At 38.8% G+C, this 19905-nt stretch carries 18 protein-coding genes; 15 read left to right on the top strand and 3 right to left on the bottom strand.

Translation table 11 applies throughout. From position 1 onward, the window contains the following. Positions 1-362, top strand: a 362-nt coding sequence (locus PRIP_RS17150; protein WP_036100707.1) for a hypothetical protein, incomplete at its 5' end; no start/stop codon positions are given. Between the two features lie 77 nt (positions 363-439). Here the strand turns inward: PRIP_RS17150 and PRIP_RS07895 are convergent. After that, entirely contained in the window at positions 440-1603 is a 1164-nt protein-coding gene (locus PRIP_RS07895; RefSeq protein ID WP_052008810.1) for a hypothetical protein, read from the bottom strand. Between the two features lie 736 nt (positions 1604-2339). Here PRIP_RS07895 and PRIP_RS07905 point away from each other — a divergent pair. The 9 genes from PRIP_RS07905 to PRIP_RS07945 all read left to right on the top strand — a co-directional run bounded on the left by PRIP_RS07905 (position 2340) and on the right by PRIP_RS07945 (position 9885). Continuing rightward, positions 2340-2639, top strand: a complete 300-nt coding sequence (locus tag PRIP_RS07905) for a TIGR04197 family type VII secretion effector (RefSeq protein WP_036100709.1) — start codon at positions 2340-2342, stop codon at positions 2637-2639. A gap of 93 nt (positions 2640-2732) precedes the next feature. Then, positions 2733-3011 carry a DUF3958 family protein gene (locus PRIP_RS16965; protein WP_149023789.1) on the top strand — a complete coding sequence of 93 codons (279 nt, stop codon included), beginning with the start codon at positions 2733-2735 and terminating at the stop codon, positions 3009-3011. Beyond that, positions 3008-4585 (top strand): polymorphic toxin type 15 domain-containing protein, encoded by a 1578-nt coding sequence (locus tag PRIP_RS16730; RefSeq protein WP_077912949.1) that lies wholly within the window; start codon positions 3008-3010, stop codon positions 4583-4585. The genes PRIP_RS16965 and PRIP_RS16730 overlap by 4 nt, the downstream gene beginning before the upstream one ends. Positions 4586-4600: 15 nt before the next feature. Beyond that, positions 4601-5164 (top strand): T6SS immunity protein Tdi1 domain-containing protein, encoded by a 564-nt coding sequence (locus tag PRIP_RS07920; RefSeq protein WP_036100710.1) that lies wholly within the window; start codon positions 4601-4603, stop codon positions 5162-5164. 238 nt (positions 5165-5402) lie between these two features. Further along, entirely contained in the window at positions 5403-5855 is a 453-nt protein-coding gene (locus tag PRIP_RS17625) for a GAD-like domain-containing protein (RefSeq protein ID WP_241434121.1), read from the top strand. A 20-nt stretch (positions 5856-5875) separates the two neighbouring features. Continuing rightward, positions 5876-6283, top strand: coding sequence for a hypothetical protein (locus PRIP_RS17635; protein WP_241434128.1), 408 nt, complete (start codon positions 5876-5878; stop codon positions 6281-6283). Between the two features lie 572 nt (positions 6284-6855). Further along, entirely contained in the window at positions 6856-7101 is a 246-nt protein-coding gene (locus PRIP_RS07930; RefSeq protein ID WP_036100711.1) for a hypothetical protein, read from the top strand. A gap of 189 nt (positions 7102-7290) precedes the next feature. Next, positions 7291-7926: a hypothetical protein gene (locus tag PRIP_RS07935; RefSeq protein WP_036100712.1), complete on the top strand. Its 636-nt coding sequence runs from the start codon at positions 7291-7293 to the stop codon at positions 7924-7926. A 360-nt stretch (positions 7927-8286) separates the two neighbouring features. Continuing rightward, positions 8287-9885, top strand: coding sequence for an IS1182 family transposase (locus tag PRIP_RS07945; RefSeq protein ID WP_036100714.1), 1599 nt, complete (start codon positions 8287-8289; stop codon positions 9883-9885). Positions 9886-10271: 386 nt separating this feature from the next. On the opposite strand, the gene PRIP_RS07950 is transcribed toward PRIP_RS07945, so the two are convergent. Both PRIP_RS07950 and PRIP_RS16970 read right to left on the bottom strand, forming a co-directional pair. Continuing rightward, positions 10272-10883, bottom strand: coding sequence for a restriction endonuclease (locus PRIP_RS07950; RefSeq protein ID WP_036100715.1), 612 nt, complete (start codon positions 10881-10883; stop codon positions 10272-10274). A 940-nt stretch (positions 10884-11823) separates the two neighbouring features. Further along, a complete protein-coding gene (locus PRIP_RS16970; protein WP_149023790.1) occupies positions 11824-11973 on the bottom strand; it encodes a lmo0937 family membrane protein in 150 nt (49 codons plus the stop codon). Positions 11974-12226: 253 nt separating this feature from the next. Between PRIP_RS16970 and PRIP_RS07955 the strand changes: the two genes are divergently transcribed. The 5 genes from PRIP_RS07955 to xylB all read left to right on the top strand — a co-directional run bounded on the left by PRIP_RS07955 (position 12227) and on the right by xylB (position 19536). After that, positions 12227-13633, top strand: a complete 1407-nt coding sequence (locus PRIP_RS07955) for a glycoside-pentoside-hexuronide (GPH):cation symporter (RefSeq protein WP_036100716.1) — start codon at positions 12227-12229, stop codon at positions 13631-13633. 19 nt (positions 13634-13652) lie between these two features. Beyond that, positions 13653-15272, top strand: a complete 1620-nt coding sequence (locus PRIP_RS07960; RefSeq protein WP_036100717.1) for a glycoside hydrolase family 43 protein — start codon at positions 13653-13655, stop codon at positions 15270-15272. Positions 15273-15508: 236 nt separating this feature from the next. After that, entirely contained in the window at positions 15509-16543 is a 1035-nt protein-coding gene (locus tag PRIP_RS07965) for an ROK family protein (RefSeq protein ID WP_241434124.1), read from the top strand. Positions 16544-16704: 161 nt separating this feature from the next. After that, positions 16705-18018 carry a xylose isomerase gene (gene xylA, locus PRIP_RS07970; RefSeq protein ID WP_036100718.1) on the top strand — a complete coding sequence of 438 codons (1314 nt, stop codon included), beginning with the start codon at positions 16705-16707 and terminating at the stop codon, positions 18016-18018. Positions 18019-18036: 18 nt separating this feature from the next. Beyond that, on the top strand, positions 18037-19536 hold the full coding sequence (gene xylB / locus PRIP_RS07975; protein WP_036100719.1) for a xylulokinase: 1500 nt from the start codon (positions 18037-18039) through the stop codon (positions 19534-19536). The last annotated feature ends 369 nt before the right edge of the window (positions 19537-19905 follow it).

Consider the following 19905-nt stretch of genomic DNA (forward strand, 5'->3'; position numbering starts at 1 on the left):
AGCATGTCGGAGCAAAAAAATTCGCTTGCATGTCGGTTGCAAAAGAGAAAAAGTATGCGAAAGAAAAGCGAAGCTCAGGAGAGAATAAGAAGCATGTCGGAGCAAAAAAAATTCGCTTGCATGTCGGTTGCAAAAGAGAAAAAAGTATGCGAAAGAAAAGCGAAGCTCAGGAGAGAATAAGAAGCATGTCGGAGCAAAAAAAATTCGCTTGCATGTCGGTTGCAAAAGAGAAAAAGTGTGCGAAAGAAAAGCGAAGCTCGGGAGAGAATAAGAAGCATGTCGGAGCAAAAAAAATTCGCTTGCATGTCGGTTGCAAAAGAGAAAAAGTGTGCGAAAGAAAAGTGGAGTTCGGGAGAGAATGAGAAGCACGACTTAACTGAAAGCATCCCAAGACATTTAATCAAGTCTGGGGATGCTTTCCTAATACAATGAGAGGGGCTTATTTAAAACCTTTAGTTATAAAATCATTAAACTTTTTTTGTAGATAGGTTTTATCGTCAACAGATGTATTTAGCTTCTCTAATTTATCAAAGAGTTCTATGATGTTTAAAGTATTGCTAGCTATCTCATCTTTATGAAGCTGTTCCAGTTTAGATTTAGTGGCTTTTTCGAGAGCTTTTGAACGCGAGAACTTATTAAAAATAGAAAATAATACATTCTCATCTAACTTTGTAGCTAAATTTGCTACATTGATTCCATCTATTATCCCATCTGTGTAAATTTTTAAATCAAGCAATTTCGCCATTTTCGAATGCACGGTTTCAGATCTGTTATTATGTTGTATCTTTACAACATTATCTCCGATTGCGGTAGACTTCATACCATTATTGTCATTGATAGTATAAATAAACTCGAATAAAACGGCACCTTCTCTAATTTCACTATTGGTAATGTTAATGCCGACCTCAATAGAAAAGTCACTATTTAATTTGATTTTCTCATCTAGCTTCAAAGTTAGATCTAGGCTAGAATCTGTAATATAAGCTTTTTCGATATAAACCTTTGTAGCCATTGATTTGGAATAATTGTGCATCGAAACTAAGGCTAGATAAAGAACTATGTTGTTATCATAGTTTCTGTATTGCTCAGAGGTAATTGCTCTAAGGTACATGTCATCTTCATTTTTACCAATACCATTGATAAAGCGATACTGCTTTGTCCTCCCTGTTGTATTGTCTAAAAGGTACTCTAGGTTTTCTCGTAAAAGATCAGTTTCATTCATTTTAAAACAATACCCTGAAAATTTGGACATATGGAATAATATATCTAAAAAGTCGGTACTAAACGAATAGATACCTGTAGCAGTAAAGGCTAAATCATCGGTGCCTTCCTCATTAAAAGATAGAATTAATTGCTTTTCATCGAATCCAATAAGCGATATATCTTCTATTGGGATTTTCATGTCTTTTTTTTGATTTCCAATTTGATTAAATCGCTTGATTACTTCAGCCGACCCAGCGATATTGCATTTTGCTTCAATGATGTTACTTAATAAGTTCTGTATATTTTCAGACTCCGTATCACTACCCAGTAAAGATAGAACTTGTTCTTTTGATGCATGCTTCATCCCATCTTGGTGCGAATTAAAACTTGTGGTTGCCATAAATTCTACTATAATAATCATCTCCATTTTTTATTAGAATTAGAGGCAGCTTTTTAGGCAGTTAGACAATGTTCTTGATAAGCTGCATTTTAATTGTCAGCGTTTTCAATACGTTGAATTTGAAAGATACCTAATACTAAGTTCTGACTCTATACAATAGAAGCTGACCTATTGTTTTTATTCATTAATATCATAGCATGTACAATATGTAGTGGTCAATTGATAAGGACACCCACATCATATGGTTTTGATTCGGGTGGAAAATTTAGTTATATTATAAAAATATTTTGGGCTTAGGAAATTGCAGAATCCAAAAAAGGTATGGTTAAATTGATAGGATGGAATACACTGGTTCCAAACGTACTTTAGGGTGGTGCCATTGAAGATACAGGTTTCTCTTAATCAGCGGGTCGGGGGTTCGAAACCCTCACAACCCATCTTAGAGTACGAGGAGTTTTCGCTATATGCGGAGGCTCTTTCTTGTTTGTGAAATTGCAAAAAATTGCAAGCATGATATAAAAATGTTGTCGATGTTATCTGGTATGCTCTTTTGCTTATTAGGAAAGAGGTGTCGGCAGATATCCACAAGTGCCTATATTCGATTGAGAATGTGGGCTTTTGTATTTTTAAAGTTGTTTATGCACAGAATTAATGTTTTTCTAGTATTTCTTAAATTTTACCTGACAATATCTTCATTATTCGATATAATAAAAGCATACAAAATGGGAGGGCTTACATGAAACAGGTAAAAAGTAATCATAGTCGAGCTAATCAAATAGCGACCTCGATGGGGCATGTGACAGATGCAATGCAACGAACGAGTAAGAAACAGGTACCCCAAGCAAGCCGAACAACGCTACAAGTAAATCAGGCAGCAAAGCAAAGTTCTAATCAAGCCAAGCAATTAATGAGCCAACTTGGACAAAATTTCTCGCGGGATGTGGGACATATTCGTTCTGTGGCAAAAGAATTTGAGCGGGCAGACCGAGCGCTTAGTAGTGGTTTTGATTTGGATTTACAACGCTTTGGAAAGTGAGGACAGCAGATGAATGAAAAAGAGAAGGAAATCGATCGTTGGAACCAACGTTTGCGAAATCTATCAGACAATCAATATGCTAAGGAACGTTAGTTGCGAAGGCATAGGCAGTTACAAGATGAAATTGACAATATACATAACCAGAATCATCGGTTGTTTCAAGACATTGGGAGCGCGTGGCACCGTGACCGAAAAATGGCGGTATTCTTAGAAGACCAGCGCCATGTTTACCAGCGACAGCATTTCCGTGTGATGGAGGAAATGGAAGACCGTCAAAGTCAGTTAAATGCAGAGCGAAAAGCTTTGTTAGACAAGGAAGCGGACTATTATGAGGCTCGCCGAAAGTTAACGGTAGGTGGTGAGCAATCATGAGCTTGCAAGTGTTTTTAGGAGAGATAGAAGCACAGTCCGATGGTATGGTTGCAGGATATCGTGATATGATAGAAGCGATGGAAGCATTGATGCGCGCAGTCGATGCCTTTGCGTTAGACCATGAACTTCAAGGACAGACCTATGACAGTGCGAAACAATATTTCGTAGCGACTTATCGCCCACTCGCCCAAGGCATGATTTGTCTTTGTGAAGAATTAATTCGACAAAACCAAGCTTTTCCGCGCGAGTTTCAATCGGAAGTTGCCACAACAGACGTCATAGAGGAGCAAATCAAGCAACAAATCAGGCAGTTAGACCAGCAAATACAAGACATCGAGAAACTAAGCAATAACGTCGTGGGTATGGCACTTATTACTCCGATTTTTGCAGATATGAAGCAGAAACTCCAAGAAAAATTAGAGGCATTGTACCAATTTGATAGGACAAGTGCTACATCCTTTGATGCGGCAATGGATATGATGGCGAATATTACCCAAGGGCTTGCCGAAATAAACAGTGACAAAGCATTTCAAACCGCCACAGGCACATTCAATACGATGGGATTGAATATGACATGGCGTTCTGCGTTACAAAAGCAATGGACAACCCGTGAAGAAGCTAGGGCAAAACAAGTCAAAGATGCAGAAACCGCAAGGCTTATTAAAGCCGCCGAAGATGGACCTCTTCCTTTCATACCAGAAGGGAATACGGCAGGTTTCGTTACGAAGGATGGGCGATTAGATGGGCAGGCAACCTATGAAAACGCCAAATGGCAACAAGCGCACTATCTTGCAGGTATGCGAAATGCTATGTTCTTAATTGATATGGTCACCCCAGTATTTGATATGTACCGTTGGAAAACAGGACTTGACCCGACCACGCAAGAGAAGCTTAGTCCATTTGAGCAAAATGAAGCAATCGCATACACGGCGTTGGCTTTCATCCCATTTGGAAAGCTAGGAAAAGTGGCAAAAGCAATCAAAGCATCTACACGTACAGATGAATTCAAATTTATTTTTGAAGGTGTCGATGAAATAAAAAAAGCAGAAGAAGCGGGGAAAGGTGCCAAATTTACAAAGCTAGCTAGACTTGATAAAATTGAGGTTACCTTTAAGCGTAATCCAAAACATGACCCAGCCGAATTTGCGAGGCAGTTAGCAGACCAAGAAAAAGGAATGAATGAATTAACGGTCAGCGAGTACTTAGCGAATCGGGAAAAATATTTGGCACAGGGAAGAGCTTTGGAAGGAGATGCGGCTCAACAAGCCGTTCGAGAAAAAAATCTTGCTAAGAAAACTGAGGAGCTGTATGGTAGCGGCTTATCTTGGAATGAATCAGAAAAGCAGGCTAAAAAATGGATGGAAACTCAGGCTGCTCTCCATAATCCTGATCAAATTGCAGGGGGTAATCCATTAAAAGTAGATGGGATAGGTGACAAACGGGTAAACTCCTCCATTGGAGCTCAATGGAAATATAGGATTGATGTAGTTGATGAAAAAATAAGATTAGTCGCAGGTTCAATGACAAAAGAGGAACTAAATAATACTTTACTTAACGTGAGGTTAAGGCAATAAAGGAGATGACATAAAATGAATCAAACAAATATTTTTGATGACTTTAAAACAGTCCTTGCTGTTGAAGAAAGCTTGAAAACACAGTATGCTGACAAGATTCCAAACGCTATGATGAAACTATGGAATGAGCTTGGTTTCGGTTCTTGTATGGGTGGATATTTAAAAATAGTAAATCCTGAGGAATATAAAGAAATACTGACAGAGTCATATCTTCGAAGCGAGAATACAATAGCTTTATTTGCAACGAGCATGGGAGATTTAATTTTATTAGAGACGGAAGCTGATGGAGATACTTATGTGGTAATGGTTAATTATAGATGGGGGAAAACTAAAGTCTTAGCATCTAATTTTGATTATTTTCTGCGTTTTTTAGAAGAAGATGAATTTAGAGATAGAGCCTTAGAATGGTATCCATATCAAGAGGCTAAGGAAAAAAACGGAACCCCTGCCTATGAAGAATGTTTTGGCTATGTTCCATTATTAGCACTTGGGGGAGCTGAAAAGGTAGATAACCTAAAAAAGGTGAAATTAAAAGAACATATCTTATTAATATCGGCTTTGGCAGGACCAGTTGAATAATTAAGGTGTATCTTGATTTAAGGGATGTTAAAAAAGGGGATATCTATAAGGAAATCTAAAATTCAGTTTTTATCAGTGAGCGTTAGTTCAATATTGTTATGCCTGATTTTAGTAAAGAGAGCTTTCTGCTGTGTGGAGGCTCTTTTTTAAATGTACTGTAGGAATTAGAGCTTCCACGACATCTATTACAAAGTTAAATGTAGCAAGTTTTTTAAAGCTGGGAGGTAGAGGTAATAGTATGGAACATATAGTGATGAGTGACTTTATTTCGATAGATCGAGTAACAGAAGATATGTGTACGAAATATAGTGGAAGTGTCCCTGATGAATTATTGAACATTTGGCGAGAGTTTGGAATGGGTACCTTTTTAGGCGGATATCTTAAACTCATTAACCCTGATGATTTCCACGACATTTTAGAAGAAGGTTATTTTAGAAGTGAGGTATCTATACCTATATTTGCAACGAGTATGGGGGATATAATTACTTGGGAAGATAACAGATACGTGAGAAAATTAAATTATCGGATGGGAACCTTTGAAGGAATAGCGGCAGGGTTTGAATTTTTTCTCGATGATTTGGCAAGTGATTATTTTAAAGAAAAGTATTTTGATTTGGCGCAGTATCAGGAAGCTGTTGAGCAATGGGGAGAGCCAGCTACGACGAATGTTTTGGCTACGTTCCATTATTAGCACTTGGGGGTGCCGAGAAAGTGGAGAATTTGCAAAAAGTAAAATTGAGGGAGCATATTCTTCTGATTTCTGCTTTGGCAGGACCAATTCAAGGAGTTGGTATTATGGAATCAGCATTTAAAATAGCAAAAGAAATAAGTGAACAACAGTATACATCCGAGGATATTTGTAAATATTTAAATTCCGCTAGTATATCAGTAGTTTATCAAACATTAAAGGAGATTGCGGAAAGGTCATTGCAGGAAGAAAATATACTAAATGAAGTGAAGGCTATTGCAATGGGTGAAAGAGAAATCTCTGGGAAAGGCTTAGGCGCAACAACAATGAGGATTATAGCTATAGCAACTTTAAAAGAATTAGGTCATAGCGCACTATTTGATTCGTTAGATGCTGATGATAAAAATTTGGTTATGGGAGCTTTTTTATAGAGTATCTTTATGAAGCCGCAAGACATTGGAAATCTAAAGCCGTTTAGACTGTGAAATGTAGGCGGTTTTTACTTTTACTATTTATGAGTTTGATAATCATGATATTTGTAAATAGAATGTGGTAGGCAATAGATATATATATCAATAGAAAATAGACACAGAAATTAATCTTTCCAAGAAATTATAGGTTGATGGCTATATTTTTTATGATGAAAAATTGTTGGCTTAAGGATACTCAAAAAATCCTAAACTTATAAAACGACGTACAAAATTTACCGATTCTCACAAATAAAATCCAGCCACAGCAACATTTACATCTATAATAATTCTCAAATTCAACTCTTAATCAGCGGGTCGGGGGTTCGAAACCCTCACAACCCATCTTAGAGCCTCAATGGATTTCGTGTCTATTGAGGCTGTTTTTATGTCTGAATTTGTTTGTGAAAGTGCAAAAAAAGTGCAAGTTGTTTTAAAAAAAGTTTGTCAATGTTGTCAGATGTGCTCTTTTGCTGATTAGGAAAGAGGTATCTGTGGGTTTTTAGTATTTGTAAAGTTGTGTATACACATAATTAATGAATGATGGTAAGACTTTAGGCCAAGCGACTACGCATAGCGGTACATCTACGCTTGTTGGTGTTGGTGGAGCTATGGCTGGATCAGCGTTAACAACGACAGTTTTAGTAGCTCTTGGGGTAAGTAATTCAGTAGGTTGGGCTGTTTTAGGAGGAGCTGCGGTTGGTTTTGTTGCTGTCCAAGGTTTTGAATATTTATATGATAACAATGTCCTATTAATAGGCTATACATATTTTTCTTGGTAAAAAAACAACAAAAATACAATTATATGTCATGTTAGTGTCTTTGGGGTTGTTTTTCAGAAAAAAACATGGAAAAAAGTACCCTATGGTTAGACGTATTTTAAAATATATAGATATAATTGGCACAAGGGATTCACTAAATATACAGAATATAGTGATTCCAATTCAAGATAGAGAAAAGGGGTAATAGTGATGAATAAAAAAACTGAGAAATTGGTTATACCTATTGTGACCGTGTCATTAGTAGTTGCGTCATTGGCGCCAGCTATTGATGTTCATGCGGAAGAAATTAATAAAGATGATGCAGTAGTAAGTGCAACAAATAGAGGAGATTTGCTTAGTTCAGATATAGGACAAGATGAGCTTACACCAGAGGAAATGGATGAATTTGATAAATATATTGTGGTTATTGACAATCAATATGTGATTTCCGAGGAGGGCAAGGAAGAGCTCACAGTGGACCAGCAAAATGTAGTGCAAAAGTACTTGGTCGCATCTAACAAAAGCGTCAAAGAAAATGGGCTTATCATTAATCCCAATACTAAAATAGCAGGGCAGTTGTTAGGTGGAAAAGGGCGTAATGGTGTTGAAATGCATTGGAATTATGCAAAAATACTCCTAAATGTTGAAAATACGAGAATGGTGGCTATAGGGTCTATAAGTGTTGCAGCTGGGGTAATAAGTCTAGCAACAGATGCGATTGTAGCCGGCTTGTTTGTTCCAGCTGCGGCATCAATATTGGGCTATAAGGCAAGTGGCATAAAAAACGGTACGTGGTGGGATGTAAATTTATTTACTAGTCATATATCGAAGTGGGGATGGCAATGAAATACATCAGATGGAAGGGTTCTATCACTGCTTTTGCAACACTTTTACTTTGTTATATACTATTAGACGTATTTGGATATGACAGTTTGACCTGGAAAATGAAATGGTTCTCTTTAGGGGTGTTTTTCGTTGTTGTTGTGCTCGGAAATATTTTTTTTATTGTAACGAAAACAAAGAAGAAAAAGAAGTCAACTGTTAAATAGAGCGTAAAGACTGACAGAATAAAAGAGGATGGGACAAAAGTTGATTAGTATCAACGGATGTTCCATTCCTTTTTTTTATATAGAAATAAGTACACAAAAATAGCACTCTTTGTTAAAATTAAAGTACCAACCAAAACCCAACAAAGGAGTGCTATTTATGTATATCAATTATAACATGGACCAATTAATTCTTCCAATGGATTTAGAAACAATGATTCCTGAAAATCATGTGTCACGAACGATTCATCAACAAGTAGAGGAGATTCCAGAAGTAACTATTCAAAATTGGCAAACGGCAGAAGGCCGTCCAAGTTATCATCCAAAAATGATGCTAAAAGTCATTCTTTATGAGTATTCCCAAGGCGTGACCTCTGGTCGAAAAATAGCGGCTATGACGCAAGAAAATATTCCGATGATGTGGCTAGCAGGACAACAAGCACCAAGTTATCGCACGATTAATCGTGCCCGAATTTCTCCACATTTTGATACTCTGTTAAAAAATATGTTTATTTCTTTTCATACCTTTGCGCTAAAACAACAACTTATTTCAGGTGAAAAAATATATGTAGATGGTACAAAGATAGAAGCAAACGCCAACAAATATAGCTTTGTTTGGCGAAAATCATCGGAACGGTTCCATGCAAGTCTACAAGAAAAAATCGGCACCCTTTACGAAGATATGAAGCGCCAAGTCGCATTAGATATGGAGAAAGATGAGAAAGAAGATTTTTCAATCGTGCAATTGGAGCAATTAGATCAAGTGCTTTCTGAAACGATTGAAGCCATTGATACCAGCCTCTGTGAGGCTGATAGTGTAGAACAAAAAGCCTTAAAACAAGAGAAACGGATGTGGACCAAACAACAAAAACAATTACAACGCGATTATTTACCAAGGCTACAAAAGTATCAGACGCATTTTCAACAATTTGGTGATCGAAATAGCTTTTCTAAAACAGATAGAGATGCGACCTTCATGCGAATGAAAGAAGATCACATGCGAAATGGACAATTAAAAGCAGGGTATAATGTTCAAATTGCCACGGAGAATCAATTTACCTTGCATTGTGCCATTTTTCAACGCCCCACAGATACACGTTGCTTCCTTCCCTTTTTATCTTCATATGAAAAGCAAATAGGAGGCCTTCCAGATTACATCGTCGCAGACGCTGGTTATGGTGGAGAAGAGAATTATAAATATCTATTAGAGGAAACCGATAGCCTGCCTATCATGCCCTATACCATGTATCGAAAAGAACAAAAACGCTCGTATAAGAAAGACCTGATGCATCGAGATCACTGGGAATATCGCGCAGCGGATGATTTTTTCATTTGTCCGAATCAGCGAAAGGTCCACTTTCAGCGGTATGCTTATCGGACAGATCGCTATGGGTATGTGCGTGATTTTAAAGTCTATGAATGCGAAGACTGTTCCGATTGTCCTTTGCGTGCAGCATGCACAACCGCTAAATCAGGAAAGAATCGAAAAATTTACTATAATCCAGTTTGGGAAGAACTAAAAAATCGAGCAAGACGAAGCCTAACATCCGAAATTACTTCTGCCATCTATCGGCAACGAAAGATAGATGTAGAACCAGTTTTTGGACATGTGAAGGCTCTTTTGGGGTTCACTCGTTTTCGTTTACGAGGGCTTCCAAAAGTAGCAACCGAAGCCAATCTCTACTTCATGGCTAATAATATGCGGAAACTGGCACGCCTCGCGTGCCCAAAAAAGAAAAAATACGTATCAAAAATCTGAATTTAGATTTTTGATACGTATTTTTCTAGGTCAGAGAACCTTTTGTCTCAGACTCTTTTATTTTTCCCGTTTTTCGTGGGCAGAGAGTAACAACTCTTAACGATTATTAAGCTTTTTAAACAGCTATGCCGTTCTCGGAAACGGCATAAGACAGCCATTGAAAGCTACTAAAACACATTAACACCTATCCACAAACATAGCTCTTAATCGGCGGATTGGGGATTCGAAACCCTCACACCCCATCTTAGAGCCTCAATGGATTTCGTGTCTGTTGGGGCTTTTTTTTGCGTGAATTTGAAAATCGGTGTCGAGTGTAGTTGTAGTCACTAGTGCCTTCCAAACAATACTTGACGCTTGATCGCTCTTGAATTTTTATGGTGAGGTATTTAATTCATAGAAGCTGTTCTTTTGCAGTTTAGACAACGATAATAATAACTTTTAGTTTTCGAAGAATTTTCAACAATCATTTTGCCACTGTTGCAATGCGGGCAAGTTTTAAAGTTTTCAATAGAATAGTTATATGATAAGGCCGCTATAAATTCTGGCGATACATTGGATATGAAATTAAATAATTTATCTCGCCCGATTAATTCTATTTTTAAAGAGTCGGCTTTTTTTATAGTACTTTGAATAAAATAAGTTGTAGTAATTAATTGTAGATGCTCTGCTTTGTGAATATGCTTTGCCTGTAGCAGCTTATTCAAGACATCTTCGCCGATGTTTTTAGTTTTACTAAGTGGGTGTGAGTGCTTAATTTGTATTGCTGTTGTAATATTCTTTTTCGTGATAAGTATGTCTGCTCCGCTATCGTTGTAACCATCAATAATTTCAGTGTTGTAATTTTGATATTCATAAAGGCGTGCTATTATCTCTGTAAATCTATCATTTTTTGCTTTATCTCTTGTTCTAGGTGGATTTACAAAAACATCAATGTCTTCATGATCAAATGGAAATGTAGATTTTGTCTTTTTAAATAGAGATTCGATAAAATTATTCATGACTGTTCTCCCCCGTTATAATTTCAGTTTATACAATAACTAAATATGTACCATCATTCTATAGCTAAAGGATATCCTAAATTATTACAACTATCAAATGATAAGTGTAAATAAATTATAGCAATCAGTAGAAATAGCAAAGAAGTCGAGAGTGAAATCGAAAACCAAACATTAGAAGCACCTTTTGATGTTGTTTATGAAAGCGAATCGTATATAATGCCTATAACTTAGTGAAGAACAAAAAATAGTTATACTTATTAATGTATTTTTGATAGTTTTGTGGTTTGTGAATCCTAAAAAGAAGTCAACTCCTAGATAGAGTACAGGATTTAACTGAATGAAAGACACCTAGCTAGCACAGTCTGCGTCTTTATTTTGCCCCGTTTTCCGTGGGTAGAGCGTATCAACTTGTAACGATTATTAAGTTGTTTTAATAGCTAAGCCATTGAAAGCTACTAAAACACCTAGCATCTATACAACTCTTATTACCAAATGGGGTTGGCAATGATATTTAGTAAGACAGTTTTTCAGGCAGATTTTTAGAATCAATGGTATGTTTTTGATATTACTGGTATACTCTCTTTTTTCACATAGATTCTATAAATACTGGAAATAAAATATGGTTAATATTTTTCTTTCTGATAATGGTTATAGCGAGATACTTTGCTATTAAAAGAAGAGATAAGAATGTGCCTTGATTGTAAAAGATGTAGACATGGATGTTTTTCACATACTAAGTATAGCTTAGGCAGTGTGCAATTCTTAATTAGCGAGGCTGGCTTTCGCATTACAACCTATTCCAGAGCCTCAATAACTTTTGCTACTTATATATGCACTTTTTGTTTGTGAAACTGAAATATTTTGTATACCTGTATAAAAAATACGTATCAAAAATCTTGATTCAGATTTTTGATACGTATTTTTCTCGGTCTCTCTTCCATCACCCATTCCCAGTGATCAAATTCCACACCAACAATGCTAAAGCTAAAACTAACAATAGATGTATCAACTTCCCGCCGATACGTAGTATTAAGCCAATTACCCATAGCGCAAATAGAACTACAATAATGGTCCAAAGAATACTTACCATATGTAAACCTCCTCAAACTTTGCCTTCTTTCTCTTTACCACACTACAAAAAGCTAAAACCTCTAATATTAGTATAGCTTCAAGTAATCTTCCTAGCAACATTCTTTAACTGTAAAGCACTGATAAAAAAAAGATAATTCTCACTCAATAATCCATTTTACAAAAATCATCAATAATAAGTTGCTCCATCGAACGAACCATGATATAATATTTTCGAAAGCGTTTACTTCATTCTAAATTCAGGAGGAATTTTAATGGAAAACAGTATGCTAAGGGAAGAAACAGGTGGCGAAAAGGGTTTTTACAAATTGTCTTGGTTGCAGCGGATTGGTTTTGGTTCTGGGGATATGGCGCAAAACTTAATTTACAACACGGTGTCAACGTATTTGTTATTTTTCTACACGAATGTTTTTGGGTTAAATCCTGGTTCTGCGGCGACAATGTTTCTAGTTGTTCGTATTATCGATGCGGTGTGGGATCCAATTGTTGGGACGATTGTGGATAAGCACACGACGCGGTTTGGGAAGTATCGGGGCTATTTAATTTTGGTTGGATTGCCATTGTCGATTTTCGCGATACTTGTGTTTTGGAATGGTTTTTCGGGAAGTTTGTTGTATGCTTACATTACGTATGTTGGGTTGTCGATGCTTTATACGTGGATTAATGTTCCTTACGGTGCGCTGAATGCTTCGCTGACTCGTGATAATGATGAAATTACGAAATTGACGTCTACGCGTATGTTCTTGGCGAATCTTGGTGGACTTGCTGTGGCTTACGGTGTGCCTGTTTTGGTTAAACTGTTTTCTGCTGACGGATCATGGGATACGAAAGCATCGGCCAGTGGTTGGCTCATCACGATGACGATTTATGCTGTTGTAGGCTTTGCTATTTTAATTTTCTGTTTTACGCAGACGAAAGAACGCGTTGTTATGGAAGTGGAAAAACAAGATGAGGTGAAGGTTTCTGATTTGCTGACGGAATTTAAGCGAAACAAACCGCTACGTGTCTTGGCTTTCTTCTTTATTACTGCTTTTGCAATGATGTCGATTGGGAATGCTGGCGGTGCTTATTATATGCAATATGTTGTAAAAGCTTCTGACTCGGTGCAGTGGTTCAACGCGCTAGGCTCGATTCCGGCGTTTATTTTCCTACCTTTAGTTCCATCCATCAAAAAAGCGATTGGTAAAAAGCAATTATTCATGGTCTTTCTCGGAATTGCGGTTATTGGGATGATGGCGCTATACTTTATTCCGAATCCTCAAGATCATGTGACGCTAGTTTTGATTGCGCAGTTCATTAAATCGACTGGGGTTATCGTTGCTACGGGCTATATGTGGGCGCTTGTTCCGGAGGTTATTTCTTACGGAGAGCTTCAATCGGGACGCCGTATTTCTGGTATTGTAAACGCTTTAACCGGATTCTTTTTCAAATTTGGTATGGCTTTAGGTGGCGTAATTCCTGGTTTTGTCCTTAGTATTACTGGTTACAATGCGAACAGTGAGGCGCAGTCGGCATTCACGCAGGAAGGGATTCTGTGGCTTGTAGCTGTATTGCCAGCGATTTTGCTGATTGTGGCGATGATTATTATTTCTAAATATGATATTACTGACGAGCGTTATCTCGAAATTAGCCGTGAAATCGAAAGTCGTAAAGATAATTAAAAATAGGAGGTAAAAGGGTATGCAAATTGAAAATCCAGTTTTAACAGGTTTTAATGCTGATCCGTCTATTATTCGAGTGGAGGACACATATTATATCGCAAACTCAACGTTTGAGTGGTTTCCAGGCGTGCAGATTCACGAGTCTACCGATTTAGTTCATTGGCAGCTTATCGGGCATCCGCTATCTACAACAACATTGCTTGATATGAAGGGAAACAAGGATTCAGGTGGGATTTGGGCGCCGGATTTATCGTATGCGGACGGGAAGTTTTGGCTTGTATATACGGATGTTAAAATAACGGAAGGCGCTTTTAAAGACGCTACGAATTATTTAACGACGGCAAAGGACATTCGCGGACCTTGGACGGACCCGATTAAACTAAATGGTGTTGGCTTTGACGCTTCGCTTTTTCATGATGACGATGGCAAAAAATACTTGGTTCAGATGGAGTGGGATCACCGAGAGTACCGCCATCCGTTCAACGGTATTAAGCTGACGGAATACTCGGCGGAAGAAGCGCGTTTATTGCCGGAAACGGGACGGATTATTTATCACGGAACAGATGTGAAGTTAGTTGAAGGTCCGCATATTTATAAATTATTTGGGTACTATTACCTTTTCTGCGCGGAGGGCGGGACGCTGTTTTCACATCAGGAAGTCGTGGCGCGTTCGAAGACGTTGTTTGGACCTTATGAAACGCAGCCGGGTGAGGTGTTCTTGACTGCTTTTGATGCACCAGAGAACTATTTGCAAAAAAATGGGCATGGCGCGCTAGTTGAGACGCCTGCTGGTGATTGGTATTTTGCGCATTTAACGGGTCGTCCTTGGCATCATGATACGGAGTCGAGCCATGATCCGCGAGGCTGGTGCACGCTTGGACGGGAAACCGCAATTCAAAAAGTGACATGGGATAAGGATAACTGGCCTCATATTGTTGGCGGGAAACAAGGCAGTCGTTTTGTTGATGCGCCAAAAGACGCGGTGTCGCAAGTTTACCCGCTTACGTACGATGAAAAAGATGATTTTGATGTGGCTTCGTTGAATATTAATTTCAATACGTTACGTGTACCTTTTGATGAAAAAATGGGCTCGCTTTCTGCTAATCCGGGTCATTTAAGGCTGATTGGGAAAGGGTCTTTAGCGAATGAACATGAGTTGTCGCTCGTTGCAAGACGTTGGCAAGCGTTTCATTTTGAAGCGGAAACGGCGGTTAAATATGAGCCAACGACGTTCCAACAGATGGCTGGATTGGTCAATTATTACAATTCGCAACACTGGTCGATGATTCACGTGACTTGGAATGAGATAAACGGCCGGGTCATTGAAGTCACTCAGAACGATTGTGGCAATTTGACGAGTTTTTTGAAAGAAGAGGCGATAAGCGTTCCGGACAGTGCGGAGTATGTGTATTTCAAAGTTCGCGTGGAGAAGAGCCATTATGTGTACGCCTACTCATTTGATGGCGAGAATTGGCAAGATATTAAGCCAAAACTAGATGCCAAAATTTTATCTGATGACTATGTCGTGCAGTCATATGGCGGTTTTTTCACAGGTGCTTTTGTCGGAATGGCGAGTGTCGATTACTCTGGCTACGATTTGCCGGCTGATTTTGATTATTTTGCTTATAAGGAAAAATAAAAAATGTGAACCACTGCACTAGAAATAGGCGGTGGTTCTCTTTAACTTTTAACATGACGATATGTTATACTTTTAGAAAAAGGCAGTAGGAAAGGGACGTATGGTATGACTAAAAAAACTGATCAGGATGTTATGAGAGAAAACAAATAAAAAAATTAGTATTAAAAACTCTATTTAATGCTGGTCAGACGTCAAGGAGCTCGATTGCAAGCGCGGTTCATTTGCAGAAATCTACGGTGTCTTCTATTATTCTTGAACTGCATGAGGACGGGCTTATTGAGGAGCTTGGCATTGGAGAGGCTTCGAACGCGGGTGGACGGAGACCAAATTTGATTCAATTTAATTATCGATACGGCTATGTCCTGGCTTTTGATATGGGTGCTAGGCATTTGCGGTATTCGGTTAACTATATGAACGGCGAAGTTATTCAAAAAGAGTCGCTGCGTCTAACTGGTCGCAGTATCAAAGACGTTTTTCAGATGATGCAGCAGGTCATTTCTGGGTTGCCTGCTTTTGATACGATGAACGGGTTGCTAGGAATTGCTGTTTCGGCGCACGCCCCTGTTCACGAAAATGAGATTCGATATAGTCCGTTTTTGGAACTTGATTCGTTTTCGTTATTGGAGGCGTTGCAGGGAATTGTGGACGTTCCGATTTGTTTTGAGAATGAGGCTAATTTGACGGCGATTTCGATTCGTGATTTTTGGTATTATTCGGGCGAGGAGCCGCTTAATAGCTTGTTAGCTTTGAATATTCATAACGGGATTGGTGTAGGCACCATTATTAATGAGCAACTGTATCACGGTATGCAAGGACTGGCTGGGGAAATCGGGCGTTCGGTCATTTTCAAGGATGGCCAAGTGTATCGGTTAGAAGAACTGTATTCTGAAAAAGCGGTCATGGAAAAAATAGCGCAGCAAAATGACAAGCAAGAACTAACGGTAGAAGAATTCGTCGCTTTAATCAAAAGTAAAGACAGTTTTGTTTTAGCGGTTGTTGATGAATGGGTTACGGCGATTGCGCAAATAACGTATAACTTAGTACAATACGGCGCGCCAGAAGCAGTTTTCCTATCTTCGCGTTCTTTATCGCAATTTCCGGAATTGCTAAATCGAATTTTCGAGGAATATAAAGCATTAAATCCGCTAGGGGAAACACGAATCGAGTTCACACAACACGATATTTACGAATCTTCATTACTTGGCGGTGTCGCACTTATTGCACGGCAAGTTCTAGGGTTGGAATCGCAAGACCTCATTTTTAAAAAATAAGTATCGATAAAACTACGGACATGTATGTTCGTGGTTTTTATTTGGAGATTTTGGTGAAAACGCTTTACAAAAAGGAAGAGACGAGGTATGATATTTATATAGTTAGTTCGACAGACCAACTAATTAAAACGAACGCGACAATTTTATGAGGAGGCTATATTATGAGCTATTTTCCACAAGTAGAAAAAATCCAATTTGAAGGTAAAGAAACGAAGAACAAATTTGCATTCCGTCACTATAACGCTGATGAGATTGTTTTAGGGAAGCCAATGAAGGAACATTTACGTTTTGCTGTAGCGTATTGGCACACAATGACACAAGATGGCAGTGACCCGTTCGGTATGCCTACAAATGAACGTACTTGGATTGGCGCAACGGAGATGGAAACGGCTAAAAACCGTGTCGAAGCATTCTTTGAAATTCTTGAAAAACTAGGCGCAGAATATTTCTGTTTCCATGATATCGACGTAGCTCCAGCAGGCGATTCGATTGAAGAATTCATGAACAATTTGGACGAAATTACAGATTTAATTAAAGTGAAAATGGACCAAACTGGTATCAAATTACTTTGGAACACAGCAAATATGTTTTCACACCCTCGTTTTAATAATGGTGCAGGTTCGACAAATGATCCGGAAGTGTTCGCATATGCAGCGGCACAAGTAAAGAAAGGCTTAGACATTTCTAAGAAACTAGGCGGCGCAAACTACGTATTCTGGGGCGGACGTGAAGGTTACGAAACGCTTCTAAATACAGACATGAAATTCGAACAAGACAACATCGCGCGTCTATTCAAAATGGTAATTGCTTATGCAGAAAAAATCGGTCATAAACCACAGTTCTTAATTGAGCCAAAACCAAAAGAGCCATCCAAACACCAATATGATTTCGACGCAGCAACTACGATGGCATTTATCCAAAACTATGGCTTAGAAGGCGACTTTAAGTTAAACTTAGAAGCGAATCATGCGACTTTGGCTGGTCATACTTTCGAACATGAATTGCGTGTGGCACGTGAATATGGCGCGCTCGGCTCGATTGATGCTAACCAAGGCGATATGTTACTTGGCTGGGATACAGATGAGTTCCCAACGAATGTGCTTGATGTGACGCTTGCGATGTATGAAATTTTGCAAAATGGTGGTATTGCGCCAGGTGGTATTAATTTTGATGCGAAAGTTCGTCGTTCTTCTTTTGCGATGGAAGATTTGTTGCTAGCACACATCGCGGGAATGGATACGTTTGCTCGTGGCTTGAAAGTTGCTGCGAAGTTAATCGAGGACAAGTTCATTGAGAATGTCATTGCAGAACGTTATGGCAAATGGTCAAGTACAGACATCGGTAAAGCTATTTTGGAAGGGAAAGAGGACTTAGAGTCACTTTCTAATTATGCATACAAACATGGTGACACGATTAAGTTAGAATCAAGCCATATTGAATATGTTAAATCTGTTTTGAACGACTACTTATTTTAAGTGAAGGAGTTTTAGCTGATGAGTTATGTATTAGGCATTGATCTTGGAACGAGCTCCCTCAAAGGTATTCTCATGAATAAGGCGGGGCAAGTGATTGCGGAAGCTTCAGCAGAATATGACATTGATTCACCGGCGCCAGGTTTTTCCGAGCAGCATCCTGAATATTGGGTGGTTGCTTGCGAAGAAGTGCTGACAAGACTGAGCATTGAAGTCACAGATTTTGGCGCAGAGCTTGAGGCTATCAGTTTTTCAGGGCAAATGCATTCGTTAGTGACGCTTGGCGACGAGGATACATTGGTGTATCCGGCGATTTTATGGAATGATGTGCGAACGACGAAACAGTGCCAAGAAATCATGGACACATTCGGCGAAACAATCATCGAAATTACGAAAAATATCGTACTAGAAGGCTTCACCTTACCAAAAATCCTATGGCTACAGCAAAATAAACCAGAAGTTTGGGCAAAAGTTCGCAAAATTATGTTGCCAAAAGACTATTTGGCGTTCATCCTGACTGGAAATATGCACTGCGAGTACTCAGATGCCGCAGGAACATCTCTTTTTGACATCGAAAAGCGCGACTGGTCTGTAGCGATTTGCGAGAAGTTCGCCATCGATATGTCGATTTTACCGCCAGTTGTTTCGTCTGTAGAGCAAGTTGGCGTGGTGAATGCTAGCTACGCCAAACGTTTCGGCTTGCAACGGGAAGTCAAAGTGTTTGCCGGTGGTGCGGATAATGCGTGTGCTGCACTTGGCGCAGGCGTCGTGAACGAAGACTATGCGCTAGTTTCCCTTGGTACGAGCGGTGTTTTCAGCTCATTTGAAGCAGAAATATCGAACTATAAAGGCAAACTGCATTTCTTCAATCACGTCATTCCAAACGCCAATTACTCGATGGGCGTAACACTTGCCGCGGGAAATTCCTTGAACTGGTTTAAAAATACATTCGGCAAAGGCCTGAGTTTTGCAGAATTATTGGCTGATGTGTATACCGTGGCACCAGGGAGTGAAGGGTTGCTTTTCACACCGTACATCGTTGGCGAGCGAACACCTCACATCGATTCAAAAATTCGCGGCAGCTTCATCGGCATCGATACACGACATGAATTGAAACATTTTGCGCGCGCCGTACTAGAAGGCATTACTTTCAGCTTGAAAGACGCTCAAGTTTTGATGGAAGAAGCAAAAAACAAGAAATTCAAGCAAATCATCAGCGTTGGCGGCGGAGCAAAAAATGCCGATTGGATGCAAATGCAGGCAGATATTTTCAACGCAGAAATTATCCGTTTAGAAGTAGAACAAGGTCCAGGCGTTGGTGCATGTATGATTGCAGCTGTCGGCAATGGTTGGTTTGAAGATTTCGAAGTATGCCGCAATATTTTCGTACAGTACAAGGACGCGACATTCACACCGCGAGAAGAAAATGTACAGAAATACGAACAATTATACGATGTATATACACAAGTTTACCCAGCTACCAAATCGATTTGCAGTAATTTAACGGATTTCAATAAATAGATGCACAATATACAAGACGCATTATTATGATTATGTTTGGAGCCTCGACAGTTGCCATGCCTGTCGAGGCTTCTTAGGTATAAATGTAATAAAATGATGTAAAAAAAATTCGAATCTGTTTTTAAAAAATGAAACAAATATATCTTTAACGATATATTGAGAAAAAACGTAATTATTTATATAATTAAAAATGTTTGCTAGTAGCAAGCAAGTATAGCTCTATGTTATGATGAATGGTAACAGATGTGAGTGATTTTTATCAGCCTAATAAGTGTTTTATGGAGCTATGTGAAATGGTGGCACGTATCTTATGTTTTATTAGGATACGCTTTTTTAATAGCTCTGGTGTAAGAGGGGGTAGGCGGGAGT

Origin of the sequence: Paenilisteria riparia FSL S10-1204 (assembly GCF_000525995.1) — a bacterium.
Taxonomy (GTDB): Bacteria; Bacillota; Bacilli; order Lactobacillales; family Listeriaceae; genus Listeria_A; species Listeria_A riparia.

Excerpts from the sequence above, each read along its gene's own strand:
- PRIP_RS07895 (WP_052008810.1), bottom strand. The coding sequence starts at position 1,603 with ATGGCAACCACAAGTTTTAATTCGCACCAAGATGGGATGAAGCATGCA.
- PRIP_RS07905 (WP_036100709.1), top strand. The coding sequence starts at position 2,340 with ATGAAACAGGTAAAAAGTAATCATAGTCGAGCTAATCAAATAGCGACC.
- PRIP_RS16730 (WP_077912949.1), top strand. The coding sequence starts at position 3,008 with ATGAGCTTGCAAGTGTTTTTAGGAGAGATAGAAGCACAGTCCGATGGT.
- PRIP_RS07920 (WP_036100710.1), top strand. The coding sequence starts at position 4,601 with ATGAATCAAACAAATATTTTTGATGACTTTAAAACAGTCCTTGCTGTT.
- PRIP_RS17625 (WP_241434121.1), top strand. The coding sequence starts at position 5,403 with ATGGAACATATAGTGATGAGTGACTTTATTTCGATAGATCGAGTAACA.
- PRIP_RS07930 (WP_036100711.1), top strand. The coding sequence starts at position 6,856 with ATGAATGATGGTAAGACTTTAGGCCAAGCGACTACGCATAGCGGTACA.
- PRIP_RS07935 (WP_036100712.1), top strand. The coding sequence starts at position 7,291 with ATGAATAAAAAAACTGAGAAATTGGTTATACCTATTGTGACCGTGTCA.
- PRIP_RS07945 (WP_036100714.1), top strand. The coding sequence starts at position 8,287 with ATGTATATCAATTATAACATGGACCAATTAATTCTTCCAATGGATTTA.
- PRIP_RS07950 (WP_036100715.1), bottom strand. The coding sequence starts at position 10,883 with ATGAATAATTTTATCGAATCTCTATTTAAAAAGACAAAATCTACATTT.
- PRIP_RS16970 (WP_149023790.1), bottom strand. The coding sequence starts at position 11,973 with ATGGTAAGTATTCTTTGGACCATTATTGTAGTTCTATTTGCGCTATGG.
- PRIP_RS07955 (WP_036100716.1), top strand. The coding sequence starts at position 12,227 with ATGGAAAACAGTATGCTAAGGGAAGAAACAGGTGGCGAAAAGGGTTTT.
- PRIP_RS07960 (WP_036100717.1), top strand. The coding sequence starts at position 13,653 with ATGCAAATTGAAAATCCAGTTTTAACAGGTTTTAATGCTGATCCGTCT.
- xylA (WP_036100718.1), top strand. The coding sequence starts at position 16,705 with ATGAGCTATTTTCCACAAGTAGAAAAAATCCAATTTGAAGGTAAAGAA.
- xylB (WP_036100719.1), top strand. The coding sequence starts at position 18,037 with ATGAGTTATGTATTAGGCATTGATCTTGGAACGAGCTCCCTCAAAGGT.